Origin of the sequence: Bartonella sp. W8167 (assembly GCF_016100335.1) — a bacterium.
GTDB lineage: Bacteria > Pseudomonadota > Alphaproteobacteria > Rhizobiales > Rhizobiaceae > Bartonella > Bartonella apis.
The window spans coordinates 73,267-96,722 of record NZ_JACFSQ010000003.1; the positions used below are offsets into that span (position 1 = coordinate 73,267).

Consider the following 23,456-nt stretch of genomic DNA (forward strand, 5'->3'; position numbering starts at 1 on the left):
ATATGAAGAAGTAGCTACTTCGCGGGGGTGACAGTGCTTTTAACTGGTCAACAAACCGGGATATTCTATATAACACCCTTACTGGAGAAGCCTTCATAAAAGGATTATATTGATGCAATCCCTAAGCAAACTGAACCAGAAACTATCGGAATACGTACCTTTTCGTATTATCCCTGGTATTATTTGTGTGCTCATTTATTGGGCTTTATATATGACTCCGAAGCCGGCCGGTCTAACAGCCGAAGCCTGGCATTTTGTAGCCATTTTTGTGGCAGCAATTCTCGGAATTATTCTCAAAGTTATGCCGCTTGGCGTTATGTCGATGATCACGATTGCGGTGGTCATGTTGTCAAAAGTGACATCACCGACATCACCGAAAGCTGTCGCCGATGCGCTTGGTTCCATGGACAATGCGCTGATCTGGCTGATTGTTATTTCGGTCATTGTTTCGCGTGGCCTGATTAAAACAGGTTTGGGTGCGCGAATTGGCTATTATTTCATTCGTCTTCTCGGTAAACGGACAATCGGTATCGGTTACGGGCTCGCACTCTGCGAATTATTGCTTGCCCCCTTTACCCCCAGCAACACTGCACGCTGCGGTGGCATTATCCACCCGATCATGCGTTCGATTGCTCTTGCCTATGATTCTGTTCCCCAGAAAGGAACGCAAGGCAAAGTTGGTACTTATCTTGCGCTAGTCAATTATCACGCAAATCCGATCAGCTCGGCCATGTTTATTACAGCGACAGCTCCAAATCCGTTGGTTGTGAATTATATTGCCGAAGCAACCCATCAAGGCTTTACCCTTTCGTGGAGTACCTGGGCACTGTGCATGTTGGTACCGGGCATTGTTGCCATGTTGCTTATGCCGTTTGTCATTTATTTGATCTCCCCGCCAGAACTGAAAATCACTCCGAATGCTGTCACTTTTGCCCATGATGAGTTGCAGAAACTGGGTAAGATCAAAGCGCCGGAAATTATTATGCTGCTCACATTCGTCATTATGCTTTTGTTGTGGGCAGGTCTTCCGGCCGCATTGTTCGGGCCTTCCTTTTCGGTTGATCCGACAGCCGTCGCATTTGTTGGTTTGGTCATTCTGTTGTTGTGCGGAACATTGACCTGGGATGATGTGCTCAAGGAAAAAAGTGCTTGGGATACACTCATCTGGTTCGGTGCTCTCGTTATGCTTGCCGGTCAGCTCAATAAGCTTGGTGTTATTGCTTGGTTCTCTGACGGACTGCGCTTTGCTATCGAATCAAGTGGCATGAGCTGGCCTGCAGCGATGGCTATATTGATCCTGACATTCATGTATACCCACTACGTATTTGCAAGTACGACTGCTCACATCAGTGCAATGATGCTGGCTTTCCTGATGGTTGGTGTTCACCTCATTCCCGCTGATTACACTAACTTGTTCATGTTGCTGATGGCTGCTGCCTCGGCAATCATGATGTGCTTGACCCATTATGCCACTGGTACATCGCCGATCATTTTCGGTTCGGGTTACGTGACCCTCGGCCGCTGGTGGGGCGTGGGTTTTGTGATGAGTGTCGTCAATCTTCTGGTCTTCGCAATTATCGGCGGTATCTGGTGGAAAATATTGGGCTATTGGTAAGCCTGTAAGATGACTGACTCTCTATGGTTTTGTTGATCAGTGGAGACGACATCTCTTATGAAAAACAACACAATAGTGCAGCACAAAGGCTGTTTATGTTGAAATAAAATGCCGGTTTTATACCGGCATTTTTTTTGAAAAAATATCAAAGAAAATCTATCTCACCGCTATTAAAAATTATGGTTCGCAATAGTTTGTCAGGATTTCTGTTTTGCTTGCCATTCACGGATAAGTTTTCTGCGTTCGTCAGTACTATTTTCCTGTTGAAGTTGCTCTACCAGTGCCTTTGGGGCTTTCTCAGGTGTTCCACAATCAAACGGTGGCTCCGGATCATATTGCATGAGCAATTGCGTTTTTTTTGCGGTGTCCTCGCCTAAAAGTTTTGCAATAATGACCAAGCCGAAATCCATGCCCGCAGTGATTCCGCCGGCTGTTATGATATGACCGTCAACAACCACACGTTCCTCAACAGGAATTGCTCCAAAAAGTGGTAGAAATTCCATAGCGCTCCAATGGGTGGTGGCTTTCCGTCCTTTGAGTAGGCCGGTTGCACCCAGAATAAGCGAACCGGTACAAATCGATGTGAGAAAGCGCACCTCATTTGCTTCTTTACGGATAAAATCGAGAACCGGCTCGTTGTTTAGAAACCGGTTGACGCCATTTCCTCCGGGAATGCACAGGACATCAAGCGGAAGAAGTGTGCTGATATCATGATCGGGTGAAAAGGATAACCCGCCCATCGTCGTAATCGGCTTCAAGCTTTCGCCGATAAGAGAGACTTCCATATCAGGAGTTGAACTAAACGCATCATAAGGTGCGGCAAAGTCCAATAATTGCATTTCATCAAAAATAAAAAATCCGGCTTTTACAGTCATTGATCATCCCTTTTTTAAAATGTGTTTCAAAAAACTATAGAGCACGCTAAATTGGCAGTTATGACAAAGACCCCACATTTTAAGCCAAATAAAAACGGTTCGATTGATTTTCCGGCAGCCATTGCGCCAAAAACTATTGCACCAAAAACTATTGCTATTGTCGGCTTTGACGATGCACAGTTGCTTGATATCACAGGGCCAATGCAGGTTTTTTCCAGCGCCAACGACCTTTATGAAGGTAGTATGAAGCCTTATCGGCTTTTGACAATTGCCGAAAATGACAAGATCAGAACGACAAGCGGGCTGGAATTGGCAGTAGAACCTTTGTTCCGGGCTCCCGATCACCTCGATACGCTTATCATCAGCGGTGGCCCCGGCATCAACCGCTTTGCGGGAAACAAAGCCATGCTTCAATGGATTGATATGATGAACCGGAAAACAACGCGCATTGCATCGGTCTGTAGTGGCTCTCTGGCTTTGGCAAAGCTCGGGTTGCTTGACGGGAAAAAAGCGGCAACGCATTGGAGCAGAATAAGCGAGTTCGAAAAAGATTGTCCGAATGTTTCATGGACGAATGATGCAATCTTTATTCGCAATGGCAAAATCTGGACATCTGCCGGTATCACGTCCGGTATAGATATGGCTTTGGCAATGGTAGAAGAAGACTTAGGCTTTGAAATTGCAAAATCCGTTGCTCGTGAACTTGTTGTCTATCTTCGTCGTCCGGGTGGACAAAGCCAGTTCAGCGAACTTCTTGATCTCTATTGCGAGGACGAACGATTCAATGCCCTCAATCAATGGATTATGGAAAATCTTTCCCGCCCCTTGTCGGTTGCCATGCTTGCCGAAAAATGTGGTATGAGTGAACGGAATTTTTCCCGCCTTTATACCCGTGATACCGGATCGTCACCGGGCAAAGCCATAGAGCTTTTACGACTTGAAGCCGCAAGACAATATCTTGAACAGAACTGGTCGATAAAAAAGATAGTTCGCCAATGTGGTTTCGGCAGCGAAGAAACGTTAAGACGCGTTTTTCAACGTCACCTTCATGTATCGCCGCAAAATTATCGTGACCGGTTTTCGAGACTGTCGGAGGAATGACAGTTTAATCGCCGGTCATCCCGTCTTTCCATAATTCATAAAAATGATGAACAGGCCCATGCCCGTGTCCGACTTCGAGTTTATTTGAAGCGGCAAGTGCACCGGTCAGATAGCGTTTTGCAAAACGTACCGAATCAACAAGTGGCGTTGTCGGTAATAAAGCGGCAATGGCTGCCGAAATTGTGCAACCGGTGCCATGGTCATTTTTCGTTGCAATGCGTGGTGCTTCAAGTTCGATAACGCCGTGGCGGTCACAAAAAATATCAGGGCTCGTCGGGGTTTTGAGATGCCCACCTTTCAAGAGCACAGAACGACATTTGAGTTCAAGAATATCGGGTGCGCATTTGCGCATTTCTTCGAGTGACCACTGCGGTTTTGTCTTAAGAAGGACCGCTGCTTCCGGTAGATTAGGAGTGATAATGGCAGCCATTGGAACAAGCACATTGCGGATAATTTCTATGGCATCGTTTTCAAGCAATAAATCGCCGCTTTTGGCCACCATGACGGGATCAAGAACAATATTGCTTGCGCCATAATGGATAAGCTTATCGGCAATAACTTCAGCTATTGCAGCATTGGCCACCATGCCGATTTTCACCGCATCGACTTTGATGTCTTCAAAAACAGCATCAATCTGGTCGGCGACAAAATCGGCATCCATGGCTTTGAATGCCCGAACACCTTGCGTATTTTGTGCAACAACAGCTGTGACAACACTCATGGCATAAGTTTTCATAGCCGAAAAAGTTTTGATATCGGCATGCATTCCCGCACCTCCGGAAGGGTCGGTTCCGGCAATTGAAAGAATGCGGGGAATCACAGTTCCGTTTTTCTTAACTGGTGACGTCATTGCAGCGTTTTCCTGTCCAAGTATATCGGGGAACGTTCATACCTGTTCCCCAAAGGCCATCAAATTCATCAAATTTTTCGTCAAATTTCCAGATGGCAAGCCCGGAACCATATTTATCTTTCCATTCGACCGATCGTTCACGACCTTGCTTTTTTACAAGTTCTTCGACAGTTCCCTTGGTGACATTATCACCATCGCGATAAGTCATGGTGCCGATTAAGCGGCCATCTTCAGTTTTGCCGAGCACGACTTCGGAACGGACAATATAACCGGCATTAAAGACGAAACCGCAATAGCGACCTTCGGGTTCGAAGGACGGGGTTCCGGCAGAAGAAAAGACGAGCGAGCATGCCATCCATAAAGGGGCGAGCACGAAAACTATCAAGTGATTCTGTTTCACGAGAATATCCCCCCTTTTTCAAACTTTTAACGAAGCATAAACGAAAACAAAAAAATAGAAAATGGATAAAGATATCAACGTTTAAAAATGTGACAATCAACTGAAGGTTTATCACTTTTTCGGAGCTCACGGTCTTGTTGCTTAAATCTTGCCATAATTCGTGTAACGAGGGCACAGTATTTCGCTCGTGGAGGTATTTATGACACGAAAAAATTTGAACGCAACCAACCTGTCCATTACGAGGCGGGGCCTTCTTATTGGGGCAGCAGCATGTGCAGCTGCCGCATTATCGGCCCGTCACGTTATGGCACAGCCACAGGGGCCAGTTCCTTTGCAAAACTATCAGCGGTCTTTCTTCAACGCTGAAGAATGGGCTTTTGTGATGGCCGCTACTGCCCGAATCATCCCTTCAGACGGGAAAGGACCCGGTGCTTTGGAAGCACGTGTTCCGGTTTTCATTGATAAGCAAATGGCTGATCCATGGGGGCAAGGGGACCACTGGTATAGACAAGCACCTTTCAATCGTGATGCACCGCGTTACACAGGTTATCAGGCAGAACCTTCACCTGCCGAAGCCTATCGTATTGCTATTCCGAAGATCAACGAATGGTGCAAAGCACAGTATGGTGCAATTTTTGCTGAGCTTCCCGCTGAAAAACAGGATGAAGCTTTGAAACGTATCGAAAAGGATGAAGTCGAAATTGCTGAATTGCGTTCTGGCGATTTCTTCTCGTTCCTTGTGCAGAATACCAAGGAAGGTTATTTCGCCGATCCTCAATATGGTGGCAATTATGACATGGCTGCATGGGTTTACATCGGGTTCCCCGGTGCACGTGCAAGCTTCCTCGAATGGGTCGAAAAGGATAATGTTCCTTATAAACTCGGGCCCGTTTCACTCTCAGGTCAAAGGGCTTAAATCATGACACAAACAATGAAGAAGAAAGACGTTGTCATCATCGGCCTCGGATGGACCGGCGCAATCAGTGGCATCGAACTTGCAAAAGAAGGTTTGGAAATTTTAGCACTCGAACGTGGTGAAGACCGCGACACCGTTCCGAGTTTTGCTTATCCGAAGCCTGCTGACGAATTGAAATACGGTGTTCGTCTCGGTACTGCTGTCCGTCCGCGCGATCATACGGTAACGATTCGCAGAGGTCTTGACCAGGTTGCTCTCCCCTATCGCCAATTGGGTTCTTTTCTTCCCGGTATCGGCGTCGGTGGAGCCGGTATTCACTGGAACGGCATGACATGGCGTGCACAACCGGAAGAGCTCAGAGCCCGTTCCTATATCGAAGAAACTTTCGGCAATATCATTCCGGAAGATATGACCATTCAGGACTGGGGCGTTACCTATGACGAACTGGAAAAACATTTCGATATGTTTGAAAAGGTCGTAGGCGTTTCGGGTACTGCCGGCAATCTGAACGGTAAAATTCAGGAAGGTGGTGATCCTTTCGAAGGCCCGCGCAAGAACCCCTATCCTATGCCGGCTTTGCCTTATACTTATAATGGGCGGCTCTTTGCAGCAGGTGCAAAGAAAATCGGGCTTCATCCGTTTCCGTGCCCGTCGGCTATTGCTTCCGAGGCTTATACAAACCCTTACGGTATGCAGATGGGGCCTTGTAACTATTGCGGTTTCTGCGAACGTTATGGCTGCCTCAATTATTCGAAAGCTTCACCACAAGTCAGCGTTCTGGCTGCCTTGAAGCGTTATAAGAATTTTGAATATCGGGTTAAATCGGAAGTTTTGCGTATTGAAAAATCCAAAGACGGCAAGACTGTAACCGGTGTTACCTATGTCAACGAAAAGAATGAAGAAATCTTCCAGCCGGCAGATCTCGTTATTCTTGGCGGTTTCATGATCAACAACGTTCACCTGTTGCTGCTTTCCGGTCTTGGTCAACCTTATGACCCGATTACCGGTGAAGGTGTTATCGGCCGGAATTACGCCTACCAGACTGCTATTGGCGGTGGCACATTGTTCTTCAAAGACAAAGTGTTCAATCCGTTTGTCGGTACCGGTTGTAACGGTTCTTATCTTGATGATTACAGTTTCAACCAGATCGATATGGCAAAAGAAGGCTTTATCGGTGGCAGCCGTATTTCGTCAGGCCAGACCAACGGCCAACCAATTCGCAATATGCCGTTGCCAGCTGGCACACCGGCATGGGGTGCCGAATGGAAAAAGGCTGTTGGTGATTGGTATGGACATGCAATGTCGATCAGCCAGCACGGTTCGGTTATGTCCTATCGTGATGCCTATCTTGATCTTGATCCGACTTATAAAGATAAATTCGGCCGTCCGTTGATGCGTATGACGTTTAACTGGCACAATAATGAAATCAAGATGTCGCAATACATCACAGACAAGATCAACAAGATTGCCGATGCAATCGGTCCTGATAAATATCGTCAGAATCCGGCGATGAAAGAAGGCCAGCAATATGATACCCGCATCTATCAAACAACCCACACTGTGGGTGGTGCGATTATGGGTACAGATCGCAAACGTTCGGCATTGAACCGTTATCTCCAACACTGGGATTACCACAATCTGTTTGTTCCGGGTGCCAATGCATTCCCGCAGAACATCCAGCATAATCCTACAGGAACGCTTGGTGCTTTGACCTATTGGATGCTTGAAAATATCAAATCCGATTACCTCAAAAACCCGCGGTCTTTGGCATAGGAGAAAAATCCGATGAAACGTTTAGTACAAATTATTATTGGATTGGTAATCCTTGCGATTATTGTCATTTTGGCAATCATGTTTGTGCCAATCAAACGAACCGGCCCGACAGAAGCTCTTTCTCCGGACTTCAAACCGGAACAGGGACGGGGTGAATATCTTGCCAGAATGGCCGATTGTGCAGCCTGCCACACCGCACCCGGTGGTCAACCTTATGCAGGTGGTCGTGAAGTCAAGAGCCCGTTCGGCATTATCTATTCATCCAACATCACACCGGATGAAAACGGTATAAAGAATATGACACTTGACCAGTTCCGCGATGCTTTGCGTGACGGTATCGGCAAGAATGGCGAGCTTCTTTATCCGGCAATGCCTTACGAAAACTATCGCAAGATCAGCGAACCCGACATTGTTGCGCTTTATGATTATTTCATGCATGGCGTAAAACCGGTTAGTGCCAAGGTCAAGGAAACCAATCTGTCATTTCCGTTCAACCAGCGTTGGGGAATCCGTCTTTGGAACCTCTTTGCCATTTCCGGCAAAGGTGGTTTCGAGCCGCGCTTCAACGATGCGAAACTTGATCGCGGTGCCTATCTTATTGAAAGCTTAGGCCACTGTGGTGCTTGCCATACGCCGCGTGATTTCATGTTCCGCCAATCGGGTACGAATAGCGATAGCAACAAATTCCTGACCGGTGAAACAATTGACGGCTTCTATGGGCCGAATTTGCGCAGCCCGAATTCGTCCGTTACAAATTGGACTGCAGATGATTTGAAGACCTATTTGCAGACAGGTCGTAACAGCCATTCTGCTGTTGTCGGTCCGATGAAGCTCGTTGTCGAAGAATCAATGCAATTTGCAACCGAAGACGATCTTGATTCAATTGTTGCATATCTTAAACATATTGCTCTTCCTGGTAACGCACCAAAACAGGTACGTGATCCGAAAAAGACAACAGATATGCTCACTGAAGCAAAACCGGATATGGCACTTGGTGCCCGCCTTTACATGGATAACTGCAATGCTTGTCACTTTGTAAACGGCAAAGGTGCAAATGGCGTCTTCCCTGAACTTGACGGTGCAAAAATCGTCAATGCGAAGGATGCAAGCGGGTTGCTACGCGTTATCGTTAATGGTTCACGTATGCCATCAACAGAAAAACGCCCTGCAGATCTTGCAATGCCGGGCTTTGGCTGGCGTATGAATGACGACGAAGTTGCAGCACTTGCCAATTTCTTGCGGTCGAGCTGGACCAATGATGCTCCGGCAGTTACTGCTGCAGATGTCGCAAAGGTTCGCACGAAATAATAAAGTGTGAAAATTACAAACAAATTTGAAAACGGCCTACGGGCCGTTTTTTATTAAGGTGTTTTCTCGAAACATTTTGCTTTATAAGCAGGATTGATTTGAATAGCTTGAAATGGAAACATTATGGTTCTTGCAATCCGGTCAATCCTGTTTACGGCAGCGTTCTATCTGACAACTTTTGTCCAGATGATTCTTTATGCGCCGTTCTATTTTTTCCTTCCGCGCAAAAAAGCATGGATTGTTCCCAAAACATGGGCGCGGGTGAATTTATTTCTGCAAAAACATATAGCTGGAACCGACTTTGAAATCGAAGGGCTCGAGAACTTGCCAAAAGGTGCCTATATCATTGCGCCAAAACACCAATCGGCATGGGAAACGTTCGGTCTTGTTCCTTTTCTTGACGACCCCTCGCTTATTATGAAGCGCGAATTGACGTGGATACCGATTTTTGGCTGGTACATGTTGAAAACCGGCATTATTCCCATTGACCGCGGCTCGCCTTTGAAAGCCATGAAGGCAGTTTTGAACGGCGCCAAAGAAAAAGCGGCAGAAGGTCGCCAGATTCTGATTTTTCCGGAAGGTACACGCCGTCAACCAGGGGCTGAACCCGCTTATAAACCGGGTATTGTTGCCATTTATAATGAACTCGGTTTGCCGGTTGTGCCCATTGCCCACAATGCCGGGCTTTATTGGCCCCGTGGCAACTTCCGCCGTTATCCGGGTAAAATTCGTGTCCGCGTGTTGCCACCTATTGAAGCGCACCTCAATAAACGCGAATTTTTGCCTCGCCTGATAAAAGATACCGAAAGTGCTTGTGACGAATTGCTCGTGAAAGCAGCGCTTGATCCGAATCCTCCGGCTATGCCGCCGACAGCAGTTAAAAGACTGAAAGAGTTAGGCGTTGATTGGAAAGGACCAACTCGCGAATAGGCTTCGTGTGTCCGGTGGTTCCGGACCAATCAGTCGGGAAAAAACCTCATTAATCGGGAATTCAATTGCAATGATTGAGCTTAAAAATGTTTGTGTCGAGGCGGGCGGCCATAAGATACTCGATAATTTGAATTTGAAATTAGCCGAGAAGCGGATTGCTATTATTGGTGCCAATGGTTCAGGCAAAAGTACTTTTGTGCGATTGCTTAACGGTTTGCGATTGCCGACATCGGGTGAAGTGCTAGTCGATTCACTCGACAGTCGCAAATATGGCAAAGACATCCGTCGCAAAGTGGGGTTTGTCTTCCAAAATCCGGATAACCAGATTGTCATGCCGGTTGTTGAGGAAGACCTTGCTTTCGGCTTGAAAAATATCGGAGTTGAAAAAGCCGAAATCTCACGACGGATCGACTATGTTCTTGACCGCTTCAACCTTCAGCAAACACGGTTGCAATCTGTGCAAAGTTTGAGTGGTGGCCAAAGGCAGCTTGTTGCACTTTGCGGTGTCATTGTCATGGAGCCGGAAGTCATCGTGTTTGATGAACCCACCACGCAGCTTGATCTATTAAACAAGCGTAAAATGACAGAAACAATTTTTGGCCTTTCCCAGCAGGTCATTGTCGTCTCTCACGATCTTGATATGCTCGAAAACTTTGATCGGGTTATTGTTATAGATCATGGTAAAGTCGTTTACGACGACATACCGGAAAAATCGATCAGCTATTATGTGGAGAAGATGGCATGACCGATCCGAGCTACGGGACAACATTTATTCATCGGCTTCCGGCAGGATTGAAACTTTTTATTGTTTTTTTCGTGAGCATCGGGCTTTTTTATTTTGCGTCGCTTCCATTGGCGATTGTTTCTCTCATTTTCGTCTGGTGTCTTTTTTTTCTTGCCGGCTTTTCATTTTTTAAACCCGTTTTCGAACTTAGGAAAATTTCGTGGCTTCTCGTCGCTCTATTCATCGTCCAATATTTTTCAGTGAATTTTGAAAGTGCCGCACTGATTGTCATAAGGTTATCAAGCCTTCTTCTGCTTGCAACACTGGTAACCTTGACGACGCCATTTTCCAAAATGATGGCCTGTTTTGAAAAACTGTTTTCATTTATGCGGGTTTTCGGCGTAAATCCCGCAAAAATATCGCTCGGGCTATCACTGACTTTGCGGTTTATTGCGATCTTTTGCGATATTACCAAAGACGTGCGCGAGGCACAAAAAGCACGGGGATTGGAAAACAGTGTATTTGCTGTCATTATGCCGGTTCTGATAAGAAGCCTTAAAGTTCAGGCTGATGTGGCAGCCGCAATCGAGGCGCGTTGTTTTGATGAAGATGTGAACAATAAAAGCCGGAAAAATTGAGCGGGGGAGAAAATGTCTATTCGTGATATTGTAGCGGTTGCGCTTTTTGCGGCCTTCATAGCTGTTTTGGGATTATTTCCGGCCATACCTGTGCCCGTTATACCGGTGCCCATTACTGCTCAACTGTTAGGAATTATTCTTTCCGGTGCAATTTTGGGCGCAAAAAAAGGTTTTGCCGCCTGTCTTCTGTTTCTGATACTGGTTGCAGCGGGGCTCCCACTTTTGTCCGGCGGGCGTGGCGGCATATCGGTATTTTTTTCGCCTACAAGCGGCTATCTTTTCAGTTTTCCTTTTGCAGCAGGCTTTATCGGTTATTTCTATTCTCTCTTTCGTAACAGCCTGACACCGGCAAAAGAAATACTGATCATGATGGTCGGTGTTTTTTGTATTAATCACCTCTTCGGCATTATCGGGCTCGTATTTATTGGCGGAATTGATTTTTCAAAAGCTTTTATAGGTGATCTTATTTTTATTCCCGGAGATATGGTAAAAATTGTTCTCGCCTATTTGATTGCGAGCAGGCTACGCAAAGCTTTGCCGGATTTGATGGACGGAAATAGATAAAACAATGTAGAATAACAAAAAGCGGGCATAACGCCCGCTTTTTAACGAAAATTAATTTTTTAACCTTATTTGATAACCATAACCGGACGTTCACTCATTGCCAGAACTTCGGAAGCCTGACTGCCGAGAATGAGCCGGTTAACGCCACGACGACCATGCGAGGCAATAATAATAAGGTCGGCATTATGCTCGTTTGCCGCATCGACAATGCCGGCAGCAGCAAGCTGGTTTTCCGCATGAACGCCTTTTGCTTTAACGCCCTGTTTTTCAGCTTTGTTAAGCGCACCCTCTAGAATCTTGCGTGCGCCGTCATCCATTTCTTTGCGGAATTCATCGAAAGCTCCGGGGCTTGAAGCCCATTCAGCACCAACAACAATGCCGTAAGACGGCATCAGGCTTGTGACGGTAACAACGAAAAGCTCGCCACCTGTCTTTTTTGCAAGTTCGACAGCTGCATCAACGCCACGGCCAGCAAGCTCGGAACCGTCCGTTGCTACAAGAATACGTTCATACATATTTGTTTCCTTCCCTCTTCAACGCGGACTTATGCCCTAATATGCAAATAAGAACTATCTCGCTCCGCTTCAATATTTTTAGAGCCAAACTTTTCCAAAGTATACTATATTTTGTCAGTCTATTGTTCTCTCATTGTAGAAACCGGTTTATTCACAGGCAAATGACTGGTTACCGCCTGTCCGAAAGGGAAAAATTCCTATCAACTTCTGTGTTATCGGCCATATTTTTATGCGATTTTGAATTTTATGAGCTATAGAGTTAATAAGCACTATCGGTAAAGAAAAAGCTTTCATTCTTCTCCGGTAAGAGACCGGTTCGAAGAGAACCGGAAATGATAAAGATACGTCCAATTTGGATCACATGATATGCGTAAGATAACAGGTGTCACTGCCCTTTTTTTATTGTTTTTTATGAGTCTGGCTGTGGCAAGAGCCAACCCATATCTATCCGTCGATGTCGCAACCGGCCGTATTCTTGCCCATAACGATGCATTCGACCGATGGTATCCTGCTTCATTGACAAAGATGATGACAGCCTATGTTACTTTTCGCGCTCTTCATAATGGTGATGTTACGCCTGAAACAAGGGTAACAGTGAGTGCTGCTGCAGCAAAACTCCCCCCCAGTCATTCAGGGTATAAACCGGGTTCTGTTCTTGATCTTGATACAGCATTGTCGATTACTTTGGTGAAATCCACCAATGACCTTGCAACAGCAATTGCCGAAACCGTTGGTGGCTCGGAACAAGCTTTTGTTGTTCGTATGAATGCAGAAGCCCAGCGCCTTGGCATGTTCGGAACACATTTTGCCAATGCCAATGGACTTCCTAATCCCGACAATTATTCGACAGCCCGCGACCTTGCCGTTCTGGCAGTACAGATCCGTCGGGAATTTCCGCAATATGCCCATTATTTTTCAATTCCTGCGATCGATTTCGGGGGAGGGCGCAAAGTCGAACAGAATTCGAATAATCTGATAGGGCGTTTTTCCGGCGCTGACGGCATGAAAACCGGTTTTATTTGTGCATCAGGATTTAATCTTGTCGCGTCTGCGACCCGCAACAAGCGCACGATTATAGCCGTTGTTCTTGGTGCCGATCGTATTGATCAACGTGAAGCTTTGGCAGCTAAACTATTAAATGATGGTTTTTCCAATCAGGGCTCATCACAGACAACTCTTGCAACGTTGCAGCCTTACGGAACAAAACTCACACAGGTAAGCGATATCAAAGACAGAATATGCAATGACGATGCCTGGAAAGCACGTATGCAACATCGTGATGAAAAAGGAAAAGTAGTTTTTGATTCACCTTATATTTCGGCGCGACCGCTTGATGTAACGCCGTTGCAAGTGCGACTGATTTCGGCTCCGGCGCTCACAAAACCGGGTGAAATACCGGCATGGAAAATTCCGGTTCCGACACCTCGTCCACAGACAATGGATGCACAATGACCGATTTTAAAAACCGTATAGCTGTTACAGTTTTTACCGGTTTTCTGGGATCGGGCAAAACCACCTTGCTTAATCGGGTTCTAAAAGACCCGCTGCTTACCGATACAGCTGTTATTGTCAACGAATTCGGTGAGGTAGGAATCGACAATCTTCTCGTTGAACAAGCTGATGATGGCGTTATCGAATTATCCAATGGCTGCCTTTGCTGTACAATGCGCGGTCAGCTTGTCGATAGTCTTGCAAGTCTTGTCGACAGGCTGCAAACGGGTCGTATCAAACGCTTGAACCGTGTGGTTATCGAAACCACCGGTCTTGCTGATCCGGCACCCATTCTGCAAGCTCTGCTAGGCCATCCGGCAATGGTTCAATCTTTTGTCATAGACGGGGTTATTACCACTGTTGATGCGATAAACGGATTGGAAACTCTGGCAAGGCATAAAGAGGCACGAAATCAGGTTGCATTTGCCGATCGGATTGTTCTTACCAAAACCGATCTTGTTGCTGATAAAAAAACTCTTGAACCATTGGTTGACGAGCTTGGCAAACTTAATTCCACAGCCGAAATTCTTTATTCCGATGCTGCCCATTGTCCGCCATCGGCACTCGTTAATATCGGTGTTTTCGATTTGAGCAAGAAAGCGCCGGATATCAAAAACTGGCTTGGTAAAGAAGAGGACCACGAGCATCACCACCACCATGATGTCAATCGCCATTCCGATACGATTCATGCTTTTTCTCTCACCCATGACAAACCTGTGTCCTATTTTGCGCTGGAAGCTTTTATAGATCTTTTGCGAGCCAATCACGGGGCACAAATGTTGCGCATGAAGGGGATTGTCGAACTTGAGGAAGATCCGTCACGTCCGGTTGTCATCCACGGTGTCCAGACATTGTTTCATCCTCCGGTCCGGCTGTCCGGATGGCCGAATGACCGTCATGAAACCCGCCTTGTTATGATTACCGACGGGATAGATGAAACGACAGTGCGTGAAATGTTCGATGCTTTTTTGGGAAAACCTGTACTCGATAAGGCTGACCGGGCAGCAATGACAGATAATCCGCTCGCAATACCGGGATTCAAATTCTAGTCCGACGTTTTTCGCCCCCGAAGATTTCTGCTCCTATTCAACTGGCCGTTCGTTTTTTTGTCAGTCTATGTTTTAATTTTTTTCATGAAACGCGGCGTCATGAAACGCGGCGCCAAGGCACGCGGTGTTGAATGGTTACCCCTTTTTAAAAGCTGATAATGGAAAATAGCGCGGTTGATGTTGCTATAGGCGTTGCCAATTTTTGACCGGAAGTTTCAAGCAAACGAAATATCGTCCGTTCCGGAAAGATTGGACGTGAGGTAAAAAGCAGAAAAATCAAAGGGACGAAGTCCGCAATTCCGATAAAAGCGCGTAGCATCATTTGCGGATAAACGGAATTTCAGGGTGTGGCACAAAAGAAAAATTACCTGCCACGTGATAAAGCCCGACTGTCGTGAGGCTGTCGGAATGGCTGGAAGGGCATGCCTTCAAGAAGCGGGCAAGGAAATTACTCTTTTGCTCTTTAGAAGAGGTACCGGTTTTCAGGATTTTCCGTGTGGTATGATAATAAGGTGATGAATGCCGTTTTTGATGCTTTTTTCAAAGCCGTAATTACGCTGGCGGCAATAATTGGCAATATCCAGAGGTGCCAAAGGATCATCGCTCAATATAACGAGCGTCATATCATCCGGTAATGTGGATTGCTTTTTTCTTGTCTTTAAAAGAACGAGCGGGCATTTAAGCCCGCACAAGTCATAGATAAAACTTTTTTCAGCCACCAAATAATTTCCAGAGACTTTTCTTTTCTTGTGGTTCATTGGCTGCCGGTGTGACCGGTGCTCCAGAATTTTGCGCCTCTTCTTCGGCAAGCGATTGACCACCGGTTTCCGGTTTCGGAGTGGGGATAACGGTGCTTGCCGTTTTCTCGGCCGGGTTGGCCGCTTTTGATGCAACCGCATTTGCAGGAGCTATATCGGGCGCATCAGGCGTTTCTTTCGATGCCGGTGTCAATGACGGCGGTTCACGTGATACCTGAACGCCTGCGGCACGTTTGCGGCTCCAATCGGCAACAAGAGAAGCCTCTTCCACACCTTGAATTGTCGGTGCCGGTGCTTTCATTTTCTTTTCACGGGCCGATGAAAAGGCATCATCATATTTCTTTTGATATGAGGCAAAAGCTGTTTGCAACGATGAATCGGGCGCCGCAGCAGGGCACACGCCGGCCGGTGTCAAAGCTTTTCCGTCTGTATTGCGGTTGAAGACGTAGCGTTTTTCACAAACGTCGACCTTCGGCGGACGTTTTGTTACTTCAAAAATATCATAGCCTTCTTTAAGCATTGTCCAGAATTTATAGTTCGGGTCATTGCGATAACGAGCCATATTTTCGGCTGTCATGCGGAACGGAAAAGCTTCAAGCTGGAATTCGCGCTGACCACCTTTGAACGAGTCCCGCCCGAAAGCATAGATCTGCGCAATGTTTTCGTCGCTCATAGAATAGCAGCCGGATGAAGAACATGCTCCATGAACCATCAAATGCTGACCGGTGCGGCCATTTACCTGATCATAGGCATTGGGAAAGCCGATATTGAAAGCGAGATAATAGTTCGAATTCGGATTCATCTGGCTTGGACGAATTGTGTAAAAACCTTCCGGTGCCTGCCTGTCACCTTCCATATATTTCGGTCCAAGTTTTCCTGACCATTTGCATATATTATAAGTGGAAATGAGGTCATATTTTCCGGTGCGTGTCTGCTTCCAAATCTCGACGACACTTTCTTCCTTGAAAACTCTAACAAGAATAGGCGAATATTTTTCCATATTCTTGGCGGCCATCTTGTCTTGCAATTTTTTTGGCAATTCCTGTGTTGCTTTGCCGATTTGCGGCAAATTCGATGATTGCTGGCAACCACTCAAAAAAGTCGCAGTCAGAAAGAAAGAAGCAAGAAGTGCGGTTCCAAATTTCATTCACAAAGCTCCGGATGAGCAGGTTCACGAAGGTTGAAGTTTTGTCAAGTGACGGGATTTCGTCAGTTGAAAAGTTGAACTTGAACCAATTCTATTTACCATACCATAATAGCAAAAAAATTAAACTTCCCCTAAAAATCTCGGGTTTTCTTATATCGAACGAAAGCCGGCGTTAAACGAAATTCGGGCCCTTTTTGTATTCATAAGTCCGGATGATATCAGCCCTTGAATGCGTGTTATTTTATTTCCAGCGATTGTTCTTCTGATTGGGCACCAAAAAGCTAACCGAAGTCGTTTCTCAATTCCTGTCTGTGGCCTGTTATATTATTCAAAGACAGGAACTTTGAAGAACTGCAGGACAAACCGGCGATAGTGCATTCAAGCTTTGGCTGTTGGCATTGTTCATCACAACAATGATAACGCCCAATGTAATAGCGAGCGAAAGAACAGCCCGGATAATGCGCATCAACCACATATCTGTTCATACCTCTTCATTTCCGTCCTAAGTTCATTTGCCCATCCCTTTTGTTATCTCCGACAGGTCATTATCAAAAAGGATGAAACCGAAATGATGACGGATAACATCTTTTATATAGTGATTTGGTGAGCGAGTTCTAAGGGGTAAGCGGTAAATGCAGCATTAAATAAATTCAAAAAATTTATCAGAGAACCGGTTTTCTGAGTGAAATTTGCCAAAACAGGCCAAATACCTGCAAAAAACCGGTAATGGTTGCCCGAATTGTTATTTGCCGGATTGGCATTTTGTTATTTGCCAGATTGTCACTTGCTTGTAGTCATTATCTTCGATTGCTTTGGAAACACGAAGCTTGAACATTGCTTTTCTTTCCAGCAATTTTACCGGAAGGTAAGCGCGTGCAGGATCACCGACAAGTATAACGGTTTTTGACTGGTCGAAATGTTGAAACCAGTCAATGACAGTTTCACTCATTATTTTGTCATAAAAGACATCACCGGCAAGGATAACATCGAAAGCGTTTTGTAACGCCCCGCCTTTATTGACAAGATTGTCATTTTCAATCGTCACGGACACATTGTTGAGGCGGGCATTAAGCCGAATAGCCTCGCATGCAAAAGCATCAATATCATTGGAAAGAACCGATAAAGCGCCCGCCTGTTTTGCAGCAATGCCAACCAGTCCCGAGCCGGAAGCAAAATCGAGCACTTTTTTGCCTCTCACTATTTCAGGGTTTTCCAGAATATAGAGCGCCAATGCCTCGCCACCTGCCCATGGAAAAGCCCAGAAGGGTGGAGGAAGATCTATTTTACCCATCTCGGCTTCGGTCATGTGCCAGAGTTTGTGGACTTCATCAGCCTGATAAAGTTTTATCGACGGGATGTTGAGACAGGCAAGCGGAGAGGTGTTTTCGAGAATGAATGTTTTTTTATTCATCACGGTGGCGAATTAAATATTTTGCCGAAATTATCAACTCCTGCCAAAATTTTCAGGGAGCCGGTGAAAGCCCTCCCATCTTGCAGACTTCCAGCCATTCATCTTCGCGCACAGGCTGCACCGAAAGGCGCATGGAAGTCACCAAAGACATATTGGCAAGTTTCGGATTGGCTTTGACGGCTTTCAAAGTAACGGGCTTCGGCATATCGCAAACAGCGCGGATATCGACACATTCCCAACGCGGGTCATCGGTTGTCGAATCGTGATGGGCAGTTTTGCAAACTTCAACGATTCCGACGATTTCCAGTCCTTCATTGGAGTGGTAAAAGAAACCCTTGTCACCAATTTTCATAGCCCGCATATTGTTGCGAGCCTGATAATTGCGCACACCGTCCCACTGTTCGCCTTCGGCACCTTTGTTTTTTTGCATCTCCCACGACCATTTAAATGGCTCGGATTTGAATAACCAATAAGCCATTTCAGACTTCCTCGGGATTATTGACACCCCAGCGCCACCGACGGATTTTCATATCGCTGAAGAGTCCGGCTTTTGCATAAGGGTCGTTTTCGGCAAAACTTTTGGCTTCTTCGAGTGATTTTGCTTCCACAACGATCAAAGTGCCATCGGGCTTTTCATTATCATCAAGAAAGGGGCCGGCAAATTTAAGGGTTTTGCCAAGGCTTTTCAGATAGTCGAGATGTTTCGGGCGTATGTCGAGACGAATATGCAAATGGTCTTTTTTATCATTGCAGATAATGGCATAAAGCATTGTCTAATCCTCCGATTTCAAAGGGCGGGTAATAAGCGCAGTGACAGCTTCGTCAATGGTGGTGCGTCTGTCAAGCAAATCGGCAACGGCATCAATAACCGGTGCAACGATATTTTTTCTGTGGCAAAGCTCGGCTGCACCGGGGGCGGTGGCAACACCTTCCGCCAATCTCAAACCATCGGTTGGTTTCCCTTGGCCCAGCGCAAAACCATAAGTGAAATTGCGCGATTTTGCTGATGAACAGGTAAGGATAAGATCTCCCAAAACGGAAAGGCCGGTCATGGTTTCGGCTCTCGCACCCATGGCCTTTCCAATGCGGCGCAATTCGGCAAAACCACGGGTTACAAGAGCAGCTTGTGCACTGGCACCAAGGCCACGTCCGGCTGCAGCACCGGCGGCAATAGCAAGAACATTTTTTAACGAGCCGCCAATTTCTACGCCCACAATATCATCGCTCGCATAACAACGGAAAACCGGACCCGAAAACAGATTGGCAATTTCTTTGGAGAGTTCGATATTTTTTGCAGCAATTGTTACGGCTGTTGGCAGGCCACTGGCAACATCTTCGGCAAAACTCGGGCCGGAAAGTGTTGCCATATGATGATTTGGTAAAATATCCGAAACAATGTCGGACATGAAGCGTCCGGTTTTTTGTTCTATGCCTTTGGCACAAAGAATAATCGGGGCTTTTTCAGGAATAAAGCGGGCAAAACTGTTCAATGCGGATGCAAAAACCTGTGCCGGAATGACAGCAAGAACAAAATCGGCAGAAGCGAGTGCATAAGCCGCATCAGTCGTGGCGGAAAATCCCGAGGGTAAAACCACATCCGGCAGATAATACGGGTTGATATGATGATTATTTATTTTTTCGACAGTTTCGGGATTGCGCCCGTAAAGCGCTACATTGTGCCCGAGATTATGAGAGAGAACGGCAAGCGCTGTCCCCCATGCACCGCTTCCCATGATAGCAATTTTTTTACCCGTTTTCTTCAAGCTTTGGCTCCCCGTCGTCCGGCACCGATCAATGGTGATGACTGTTCATCAAGTGGCCAGCGCGAACGCGGCGCAATATTGAAGGATGAACGGTCACCGTGAATAAAATGTTGAAGTCCGGCATAAGCAATCATGGCGGCATTATCGGTGCAAAGGCCGATTGGCGGCGCGATAAATTTAAAGCCATGTGCGTCGCACAATTTCTGCAATGAATTGCGAATGGCTTTGTTGGAGGCAACACCACCCGCAACCACAAGAGAAGCCTCTTTATCAGGATATTCGTTTTTGAAAACAGCAAGCGAACGTTCGACGCGGTCGCTCAATGTATCGGTCACCGCAAGTTCGAAAGAGGCTGCAATATCGGCAATATCCTTGTCGCTCAAAGGTGCCATTTCCATAGCGGCTTGCCGAACTGCGGTTTTAAGGCCAGAAAACGAGAAATCGAGCCGTTTTTCACCTTTCAACGGTCTTGGCAGTTCAATTCTCTGATTATCGCCTTGAGCGGCCAGTTTTTCGATAATCGGCCCGCCGGGATAGGGAAGGCCAAGAAGCTTTGCCGTTTTATCAAAAGCTTCGCCCAGAGCATCGTCAATTGTTGTGCCAAGGCGTTTGTAATCTCCCAATCCTTTGACCAGAATAACTTGTGTGTGACCACCTGAAACAAGAAGCAGAAGATAGGGATAGTCAAGATTATTGGTGAGTTTTGCTGTCAGCGCATGGCCTTCCAGATGATTGATGGCGATAAATGGCTTGTTTGCGGCAAGCGCCAGCGCTTTTGCTGTCATCAAACCGACAATTAATCCGCCGATAAGTCCGGGGCCACCTGTTGCGGCAATAGCATCAATATCCTTGAGTCCGAGTTTTGCTTCTTCAAGGGCGCGTTTGACGAGCCCGTCCAGAATTTCGACATGGGCACGTGCAGCAATTTCAGGAACAACACCACCATAAGGAACGTGGTCTTCAATCTGGCTCCAAACGATATTGCTGACAATATGGGCTTTATCACCCTCGTCGCGTTCGACGATAGCGGCAGCCGTTTCATCACAACTCGTTTCAATTCCCAAAACACGCATTTTGCGCCTCAAGTTCCTTTCCATAAGCCATTTTAGGCGAGACCCGATCTGTTGCCAATGGCCTTTACGCTCATTGTCGGCAAGGCCTTTTATTGTCAGTTTTATCTTTTTTCGCTATTATTGATAGAGCAACTTTAAAACCGGTTTTACCAAATAGCCAGTTCTATCAAATAGAATCTGTGAAGTCTTGAAGAAAAGCGATAAAGCTTGGGGTCAACCGTTTGTTTTAAAGAGAGGGAGTTTTCCTTTATGGTTATTCTGGTGACGCGCCCTGAACCCGGAGCAACGCGAACCGCGGAGCATTTGCGTCATTTGAAGTTATCTCCGTATATTTTGTCTTTGTCGAAAACCGTTCAATTACCGGTTCTCCGGCAGGATTTTTCCTGTGATGCGGTTATTGCAACAAGTGAATCGGCATTTTTATATGGAAATTCGGATCTTATTGAAAAATTGCGCGGGAAGCCGCTCTATGTTGTTGGAAAACATACAGCAGAGGCAGCAAAAAAAGCCGGTTTTTCCAATATCGTCCTTGCCGCACCCGATGCGAAAACACTTGCACACAAAATCGAAAGAGCGCCAAGCGATCGCATTCTCTATCTTGCCGGTCATGTGCGCCGACCCGATCTTGAAGAACAATTGCACGAGAAATACAAATATTTCGAGACGATTGAACTATATGATACAATACCGATAAAGCTTGACGACGAACAAAAACTGAAGATTCCACAAAAAATCGATATCGTTATGCTCTATTCAGCTATGGCTGCCGCTGGTCTTGCGCAAATTAGCAGCTATATTAAACACTCGACAGTATTTTTATGTCTTTCAACGCGCATAGCAAATGCTGTTCCAAAAACATTTTTGAATGCAATAGTTATAGCATATGAACCGAATGAAGATGCGATGTTGGATGGGGTGAAGGCAATATTGGCTTAAAACTGTTTTTACCCTTTTCGAATGATATAAACCATTCTTTCATTTCACGCCGGTATTCTGGTCACGGATTAAACAAGGAAAGCGAGGAGCTATGGCAGAGCCTCAAAAACCAAAGGCGAAATCTCAACATTCAGGGAAAGCCCGTAAGCCCCCATTGGTCGATCTTCATGCAGAAAAGACTCTTCACGCAGAAAAGACACTTGGCGCAGAAAAGACCGGTATTCCGGAAGCCGAACCTGTGGTTATTGGCACTAATCAGAAAAGTTCCGTGACAGAAGCGCGAGGGCAGAGTGACAAAACCTCCGGTGCTAAAATCTCGCCCGAGGTTAAGACCGAAAACAAAAAATCCGCCGGTGAGGACGCAGGATTAAAACCTGCCGACACGAAAACTGCAGAGGCACCTGATAGAGAGAAAAGTGGCGATAGGGAAAAAAGTGGGGTAAAAATGGCAAGTGACCAGACCTCTCATAGGAATGAACAAAATAAGAATGGTTCACCATTGTCCGCACAAGAAAGAGTGGGCGGAACAAAAGGAGGGAGCCGCCTCAGCCACTTTGCTTCGGGTGTCGCCGGAGGTGTCATTGCTCTTATCCTCGGAGCAGGCTTGCAATGGAGCGGCTTATTGCCAGGCTTTTCAGAACAGGATCGTTCTACGCAAAGCAAATTGGCAAATCTTGAAACCGAAATTGCGAGCCTCAAACAGAATGCGGTGGATGGCGCAACTGTAACAGCAGAGCTTTCTTCTGCCGATCGGCAAGCCCTTGATAACGTTGTGGCTCATGTCAGCGAGCTTGACAGTAAAACAAATTCTATGGGCGAGCAATTGTCCGGTGTGATTGATAATGTTGAAACATTGAACAATGTTGTCAATTCTTCCGTCAGCGATAACGCCAATCCGCAGGCAGCCGAAATTCTGACAAACAAATTTACCGACATTCAAAACCGGTTGCAAACTCTTCCCGCAATTTCGGAAAAATCGGGTCAGGCTCTCGATCTCGCTCAAGGAAATGCTCAAAATATAGATCAATTGAAGAAGCAGGTTGAAGAGATAGAAACTGCGCTCAAAACGCCCGTTCAAGGTAAGGACGTTGCGGCAATAACAGCGGCGAATGCGCTTAAAAATGCTATTGATCGCGGTGGTTCCTTTGCAAACGAACTTGATATGCTCAAAAACCTCGCGCCCGATTTGACTTCGCTTGATAATCTCAAGCAATATGCCGAAAAAGGTGTCCCCAATCAGGCCGAGCTTTCAGATGATTTCGCACATGTTGCCGATCAGATTTCGAAAATAGACAATCAACCGGCAGATGACGCAGGTTTTGGTGAAAAATTATGGGCTAGCGCAAAAGGTCTTGTCACTTCTCGCCCTGTCGGCAATGTCGAAGGGAAAAGTGCCGGCGCAATTGCTGCGAGAATGGAAGTAGCAATCAAGAAAGGTGACAATGAACGTGCCTTGAGCGAATGGCAAAACCTGCCACAAAGTGCCAAGGATGTTTCATCCGATTTTATCTCGAAGTTGAAAATAAGGCGTGATGCCGATGCGGTTTTATCGGAGATATTGAACAACCTTATGTCTCCGTCCACACCACAAGACTTGAATTAGAGGGGTATGAAGAAAA

Annotated in this window: 25 protein-coding genes; 13 read left to right on the forward strand and 12 right to left on the reverse strand. The window is 46.2% G+C overall.

Features of this window, described 5'->3' with window-relative positions; genetic code table 11:
• Positions 1–112: 112 nt before the first annotated feature.
• Positions 113–1,615 carry a DASS family sodium-coupled anion symporter gene (locus H3V12_RS09015; RefSeq protein ID WP_198214412.1) on the forward strand — a complete coding sequence of 501 codons (1,503 nt, stop codon included), beginning with the start codon at positions 113–115 and terminating at the stop codon, positions 1,613–1,615.
• Between the two features lie 197 nt (positions 1,616–1,812).
• Here H3V12_RS09015 and H3V12_RS09020 read toward each other — a convergent pair whose 3' ends face one another.
• Entirely contained in the window at positions 1,813–2,490 is a 678-nt protein-coding gene (locus H3V12_RS09020; RefSeq protein WP_198214413.1) for a DJ-1/PfpI family protein, read from the reverse strand.
• Between the two features lie 60 nt (positions 2,491–2,550).
• Here H3V12_RS09020 and H3V12_RS09025 point away from each other — a divergent pair, with 60 nt between their 5' ends.
• Positions 2,551–3,591, forward strand: coding sequence for a GlxA family transcriptional regulator (locus H3V12_RS09025; protein ID WP_198214414.1), 1,041 nt, complete (start codon positions 2,551–2,553; stop codon positions 3,589–3,591).
• A gap of 4 nt (positions 3,592–3,595) precedes the next feature.
• Here the strand turns inward: H3V12_RS09025 and thiD are convergent, their stop codons facing one another.
• Positions 3,596–4,441: a bifunctional hydroxymethylpyrimidine kinase/phosphomethylpyrimidine kinase gene (thiD, locus tag H3V12_RS09030; RefSeq protein WP_210326822.1), complete on the reverse strand. Its 846-nt coding sequence runs from the start codon at positions 4,439–4,441 to the stop codon at positions 3,596–3,598.
• Positions 4,425–4,841: a hypothetical protein gene (locus H3V12_RS09035; protein WP_198214415.1), complete on the reverse strand. Its 417-nt coding sequence runs from the start codon at positions 4,839–4,841 to the stop codon at positions 4,425–4,427. The genes thiD and H3V12_RS09035 overlap by 17 nt, the downstream gene beginning before the upstream one ends.
• A gap of 199 nt (positions 4,842–5,040) precedes the next feature.
• Here H3V12_RS09035 and H3V12_RS09040 point away from each other — a divergent pair, with 199 nt between their 5' ends.
• The 7 genes from H3V12_RS09040 (at position 5,041) to H3V12_RS09070 (ending at position 11,694) form a co-directional block, all read left to right on the forward strand.
• Positions 5,041–5,757, forward strand: coding sequence for a gluconate 2-dehydrogenase subunit 3 family protein (locus H3V12_RS09040; protein ID WP_075869444.1), 717 nt, complete (start codon positions 5,041–5,043; stop codon positions 5,755–5,757).
• Between the two features lie 3 nt (positions 5,758–5,760).
• A complete protein-coding gene (locus H3V12_RS09045; protein ID WP_198214416.1) occupies positions 5,761–7,530 on the forward strand; it encodes a GMC family oxidoreductase in 1,770 nt (589 codons plus the stop codon).
• A 12-nt stretch (positions 7,531–7,542) separates the two neighbouring features.
• Positions 7,543–8,838 carry a cytochrome c gene (locus H3V12_RS09050; protein ID WP_198214417.1) on the forward strand — a complete coding sequence of 432 codons (1,296 nt, stop codon included), beginning with the start codon at positions 7,543–7,545 and terminating at the stop codon, positions 8,836–8,838.
• A gap of 123 nt (positions 8,839–8,961) precedes the next feature.
• Positions 8,962–9,768, forward strand: a complete 807-nt coding sequence (locus H3V12_RS09055; protein WP_198214418.1) for a 1-acyl-sn-glycerol-3-phosphate acyltransferase — start codon at positions 8,962–8,964, stop codon at positions 9,766–9,768.
• A gap of 70 nt (positions 9,769–9,838) precedes the next feature.
• Entirely contained in the window at positions 9,839–10,513 is a 675-nt protein-coding gene (locus H3V12_RS09060) for an ABC transporter ATP-binding protein (protein WP_198214419.1), read from the forward strand.
• Positions 10,510–11,130: an energy-coupling factor transporter transmembrane protein EcfT gene (locus H3V12_RS09065; RefSeq protein WP_198214420.1), complete on the forward strand. Its 621-nt coding sequence runs from the start codon at positions 10,510–10,512 to the stop codon at positions 11,128–11,130. Before H3V12_RS09060 ends, H3V12_RS09065 begins: the two co-directional genes overlap by 4 nt.
• 12 nt (positions 11,131–11,142) lie before the next feature.
• Positions 11,143–11,694, forward strand: a complete 552-nt coding sequence (locus tag H3V12_RS09070) for a biotin transporter BioY (RefSeq protein ID WP_198214421.1) — start codon at positions 11,143–11,145, stop codon at positions 11,692–11,694.
• A gap of 65 nt (positions 11,695–11,759) precedes the next feature.
• Here the strand turns inward: H3V12_RS09070 and H3V12_RS09075 are convergent, their stop codons facing one another.
• Positions 11,760–12,209 carry a universal stress protein gene (locus tag H3V12_RS09075; RefSeq protein WP_075869437.1) on the reverse strand — a complete coding sequence of 150 codons (450 nt, stop codon included), beginning with the start codon at positions 12,207–12,209 and terminating at the stop codon, positions 11,760–11,762.
• A 366-nt stretch (positions 12,210–12,575) separates the two neighbouring features.
• On the opposite strand from H3V12_RS09075, the gene H3V12_RS09080 reads away from it, so the two are divergent.
• Positions 12,576–13,661: a D-alanyl-D-alanine carboxypeptidase family protein gene (locus tag H3V12_RS09080; protein WP_198214422.1), complete on the forward strand. Its 1,086-nt coding sequence runs from the start codon at positions 12,576–12,578 to the stop codon at positions 13,659–13,661.
• A complete protein-coding gene (locus H3V12_RS09085) occupies positions 13,658–14,749 on the forward strand; it encodes a GTP-binding protein (RefSeq protein ID WP_198214423.1) in 1,092 nt (363 codons plus the stop codon). The genes H3V12_RS09080 and H3V12_RS09085 overlap by 4 nt, the downstream gene beginning before the upstream one ends.
• 482 nt (positions 14,750–15,231) lie before the next feature.
• On the opposite strand, the gene H3V12_RS09090 is transcribed toward H3V12_RS09085, so the two are convergent.
• The 8 genes from H3V12_RS09090 to tsaD all read right to left on the reverse strand — a co-directional run bounded on the left by H3V12_RS09090 (position 15,232) and on the right by tsaD (position 20,901).
• Positions 15,232–15,468, reverse strand: a complete 237-nt coding sequence (locus H3V12_RS09090) for a sulfurtransferase TusA family protein (RefSeq protein ID WP_198214424.1) — start codon at positions 15,466–15,468, stop codon at positions 15,232–15,234.
• A complete protein-coding gene (locus H3V12_RS09095; protein ID WP_198214425.1) occupies positions 15,461–16,654 on the reverse strand; it encodes a murein L,D-transpeptidase family protein in 1,194 nt (397 codons plus the stop codon). The genes H3V12_RS09090 and H3V12_RS09095 overlap by 8 nt, the downstream gene beginning before the upstream one ends.
• 328 nt (positions 16,655–16,982) lie before the next feature.
• Entirely contained in the window at positions 16,983–17,120 is a 138-nt protein-coding gene (locus H3V12_RS09100; RefSeq protein WP_198214426.1) for a hypothetical protein, read from the reverse strand.
• Between the two features lie 276 nt (positions 17,121–17,396).
• The gene (locus H3V12_RS09105) at positions 17,397–18,065 is read right to left on the reverse strand and encodes a 50S ribosomal protein L11 methyltransferase (protein ID WP_198214427.1); all 669 of its coding nucleotides are present in this window, start codon (positions 18,063–18,065) and stop codon (positions 17,397–17,399) included.
• Positions 18,066–18,117: 52 nt separating this feature from the next.
• The gene (locus H3V12_RS09110; RefSeq protein ID WP_198214428.1) at positions 18,118–18,543 is read right to left on the reverse strand and encodes an EVE domain-containing protein; all 426 of its coding nucleotides are present in this window, start codon (positions 18,541–18,543) and stop codon (positions 18,118–18,120) included.
• 1 nt (position 18,544) lies between these two features.
• Positions 18,545–18,835, reverse strand: a complete 291-nt coding sequence (locus H3V12_RS09115; protein WP_198214429.1) for a YciI-like protein — start codon at positions 18,833–18,835, stop codon at positions 18,545–18,547.
• A gap of 3 nt (positions 18,836–18,838) precedes the next feature.
• Positions 18,839–19,828, reverse strand: a complete 990-nt coding sequence (locus H3V12_RS09120) for an NAD(P)H-dependent glycerol-3-phosphate dehydrogenase (RefSeq protein WP_281432019.1) — start codon at positions 19,826–19,828, stop codon at positions 18,839–18,841.
• Positions 19,825–20,901 (reverse strand): tRNA (adenosine(37)-N6)-threonylcarbamoyltransferase complex transferase subunit TsaD, encoded by a 1,077-nt coding sequence (gene tsaD / locus H3V12_RS09125; RefSeq protein ID WP_198214546.1) that lies wholly within the window; start codon positions 20,899–20,901, stop codon positions 19,825–19,827. The genes H3V12_RS09120 and tsaD overlap by 4 nt, the downstream gene beginning before the upstream one ends.
• Positions 20,902–21,150: 249 nt before the next feature.
• Between tsaD and H3V12_RS09130 the strand changes: the two genes are divergently transcribed.
• Complete coding sequence (locus H3V12_RS09130; RefSeq protein ID WP_198214430.1) at positions 21,151–21,837, forward strand: uroporphyrinogen-III synthase; 687 nt, start codon at positions 21,151–21,153, stop codon at positions 21,835–21,837.
• Between the two features lie 91 nt (positions 21,838–21,928).
• Positions 21,929–23,440 (forward strand): hypothetical protein, encoded by a 1,512-nt coding sequence (locus H3V12_RS09135; RefSeq protein ID WP_198214431.1) that lies wholly within the window; start codon positions 21,929–21,931, stop codon positions 23,438–23,440.
• Positions 23,441–23,456: the final 16 nt, after the last annotated feature.

What these genes read in the sequence shown, in the direction of transcription:
- H3V12_RS09040 (WP_075869444.1), top strand. Translation starts at nt 5,041, where the DNA reads ATGACACGAAAAAATTTGAACGCAACCAACCTGTCCATTACGAGGCGG.
- H3V12_RS09115 (WP_198214429.1), bottom strand. Translation starts at nt 18,835, where the DNA reads ATGCTTTATGCCATTATCTGCAATGATAAAAAAGACCATTTGCATATT.
- H3V12_RS09055 (WP_198214418.1), top strand. Translation starts at nt 8,962, where the DNA reads ATGGTTCTTGCAATCCGGTCAATCCTGTTTACGGCAGCGTTCTATCTG.
- thiD (WP_210326822.1), bottom strand. Translation starts at nt 4,441, where the DNA reads ATGACGTCACCAGTTAAGAAAAACGGAACTGTGATTCCCCGCATTCTT.
- H3V12_RS09135 (WP_198214431.1), top strand. Translation starts at nt 21,929, where the DNA reads ATGGCAGAGCCTCAAAAACCAAAGGCGAAATCTCAACATTCAGGGAAA.
- H3V12_RS09025 (WP_198214414.1), top strand. Translation starts at nt 2,551, where the DNA reads ATGACAAAGACCCCACATTTTAAGCCAAATAAAAACGGTTCGATTGAT.
- H3V12_RS09080 (WP_198214422.1), top strand. Translation starts at nt 12,576, where the DNA reads ATGCGTAAGATAACAGGTGTCACTGCCCTTTTTTTATTGTTTTTTATG.
- H3V12_RS09095 (WP_198214425.1), bottom strand. Translation starts at nt 16,654, where the DNA reads ATGAAATTTGGAACCGCACTTCTTGCTTCTTTCTTTCTGACTGCGACT.
- H3V12_RS09070 (WP_198214421.1), top strand. Translation starts at nt 11,143, where the DNA reads ATGTCTATTCGTGATATTGTAGCGGTTGCGCTTTTTGCGGCCTTCATA.
- H3V12_RS09020 (WP_198214413.1), bottom strand. Translation starts at nt 2,490, where the DNA reads ATGACTGTAAAAGCCGGATTTTTTATTTTTGATGAAATGCAATTATTG.
- H3V12_RS09110 (WP_198214428.1), bottom strand. Translation starts at nt 18,543, where the DNA reads ATGGCTTATTGGTTATTCAAATCCGAGCCATTTAAATGGTCGTGGGAG.
- H3V12_RS09045 (WP_198214416.1), top strand. Translation starts at nt 5,761, where the DNA reads ATGACACAAACAATGAAGAAGAAAGACGTTGTCATCATCGGCCTCGGA.
- H3V12_RS09085 (WP_198214423.1), top strand. Translation starts at nt 13,658, where the DNA reads ATGACCGATTTTAAAAACCGTATAGCTGTTACAGTTTTTACCGGTTTT.
- H3V12_RS09075 (WP_075869437.1), bottom strand. Translation starts at nt 12,209, where the DNA reads ATGTATGAACGTATTCTTGTAGCAACGGACGGTTCCGAGCTTGCTGGC.
- H3V12_RS09015 (WP_198214412.1), top strand. Translation starts at nt 113, where the DNA reads ATGCAATCCCTAAGCAAACTGAACCAGAAACTATCGGAATACGTACCT.
- H3V12_RS09050 (WP_198214417.1), top strand. Translation starts at nt 7,543, where the DNA reads ATGAAACGTTTAGTACAAATTATTATTGGATTGGTAATCCTTGCGATT.
- H3V12_RS09065 (WP_198214420.1), top strand. Translation starts at nt 10,510, where the DNA reads ATGACCGATCCGAGCTACGGGACAACATTTATTCATCGGCTTCCGGCA.
- H3V12_RS09105 (WP_198214427.1), bottom strand. Translation starts at nt 18,065, where the DNA reads ATGAATAAAAAAACATTCATTCTCGAAAACACCTCTCCGCTTGCCTGT.
- tsaD (WP_198214546.1), bottom strand. Translation starts at nt 20,901, where the DNA reads ATGCGTGTTTTGGGAATTGAAACGAGTTGTGATGAAACGGCTGCCGCT.
- H3V12_RS09100 (WP_198214426.1), bottom strand. Translation starts at nt 17,120, where the DNA reads ATGCGCATTATCCGGGCTGTTCTTTCGCTCGCTATTACATTGGGCGTT.
- H3V12_RS09130 (WP_198214430.1), top strand. Translation starts at nt 21,151, where the DNA reads ATGGTTATTCTGGTGACGCGCCCTGAACCCGGAGCAACGCGAACCGCG.
- H3V12_RS09060 (WP_198214419.1), top strand. Translation starts at nt 9,839, where the DNA reads ATGATTGAGCTTAAAAATGTTTGTGTCGAGGCGGGCGGCCATAAGATA.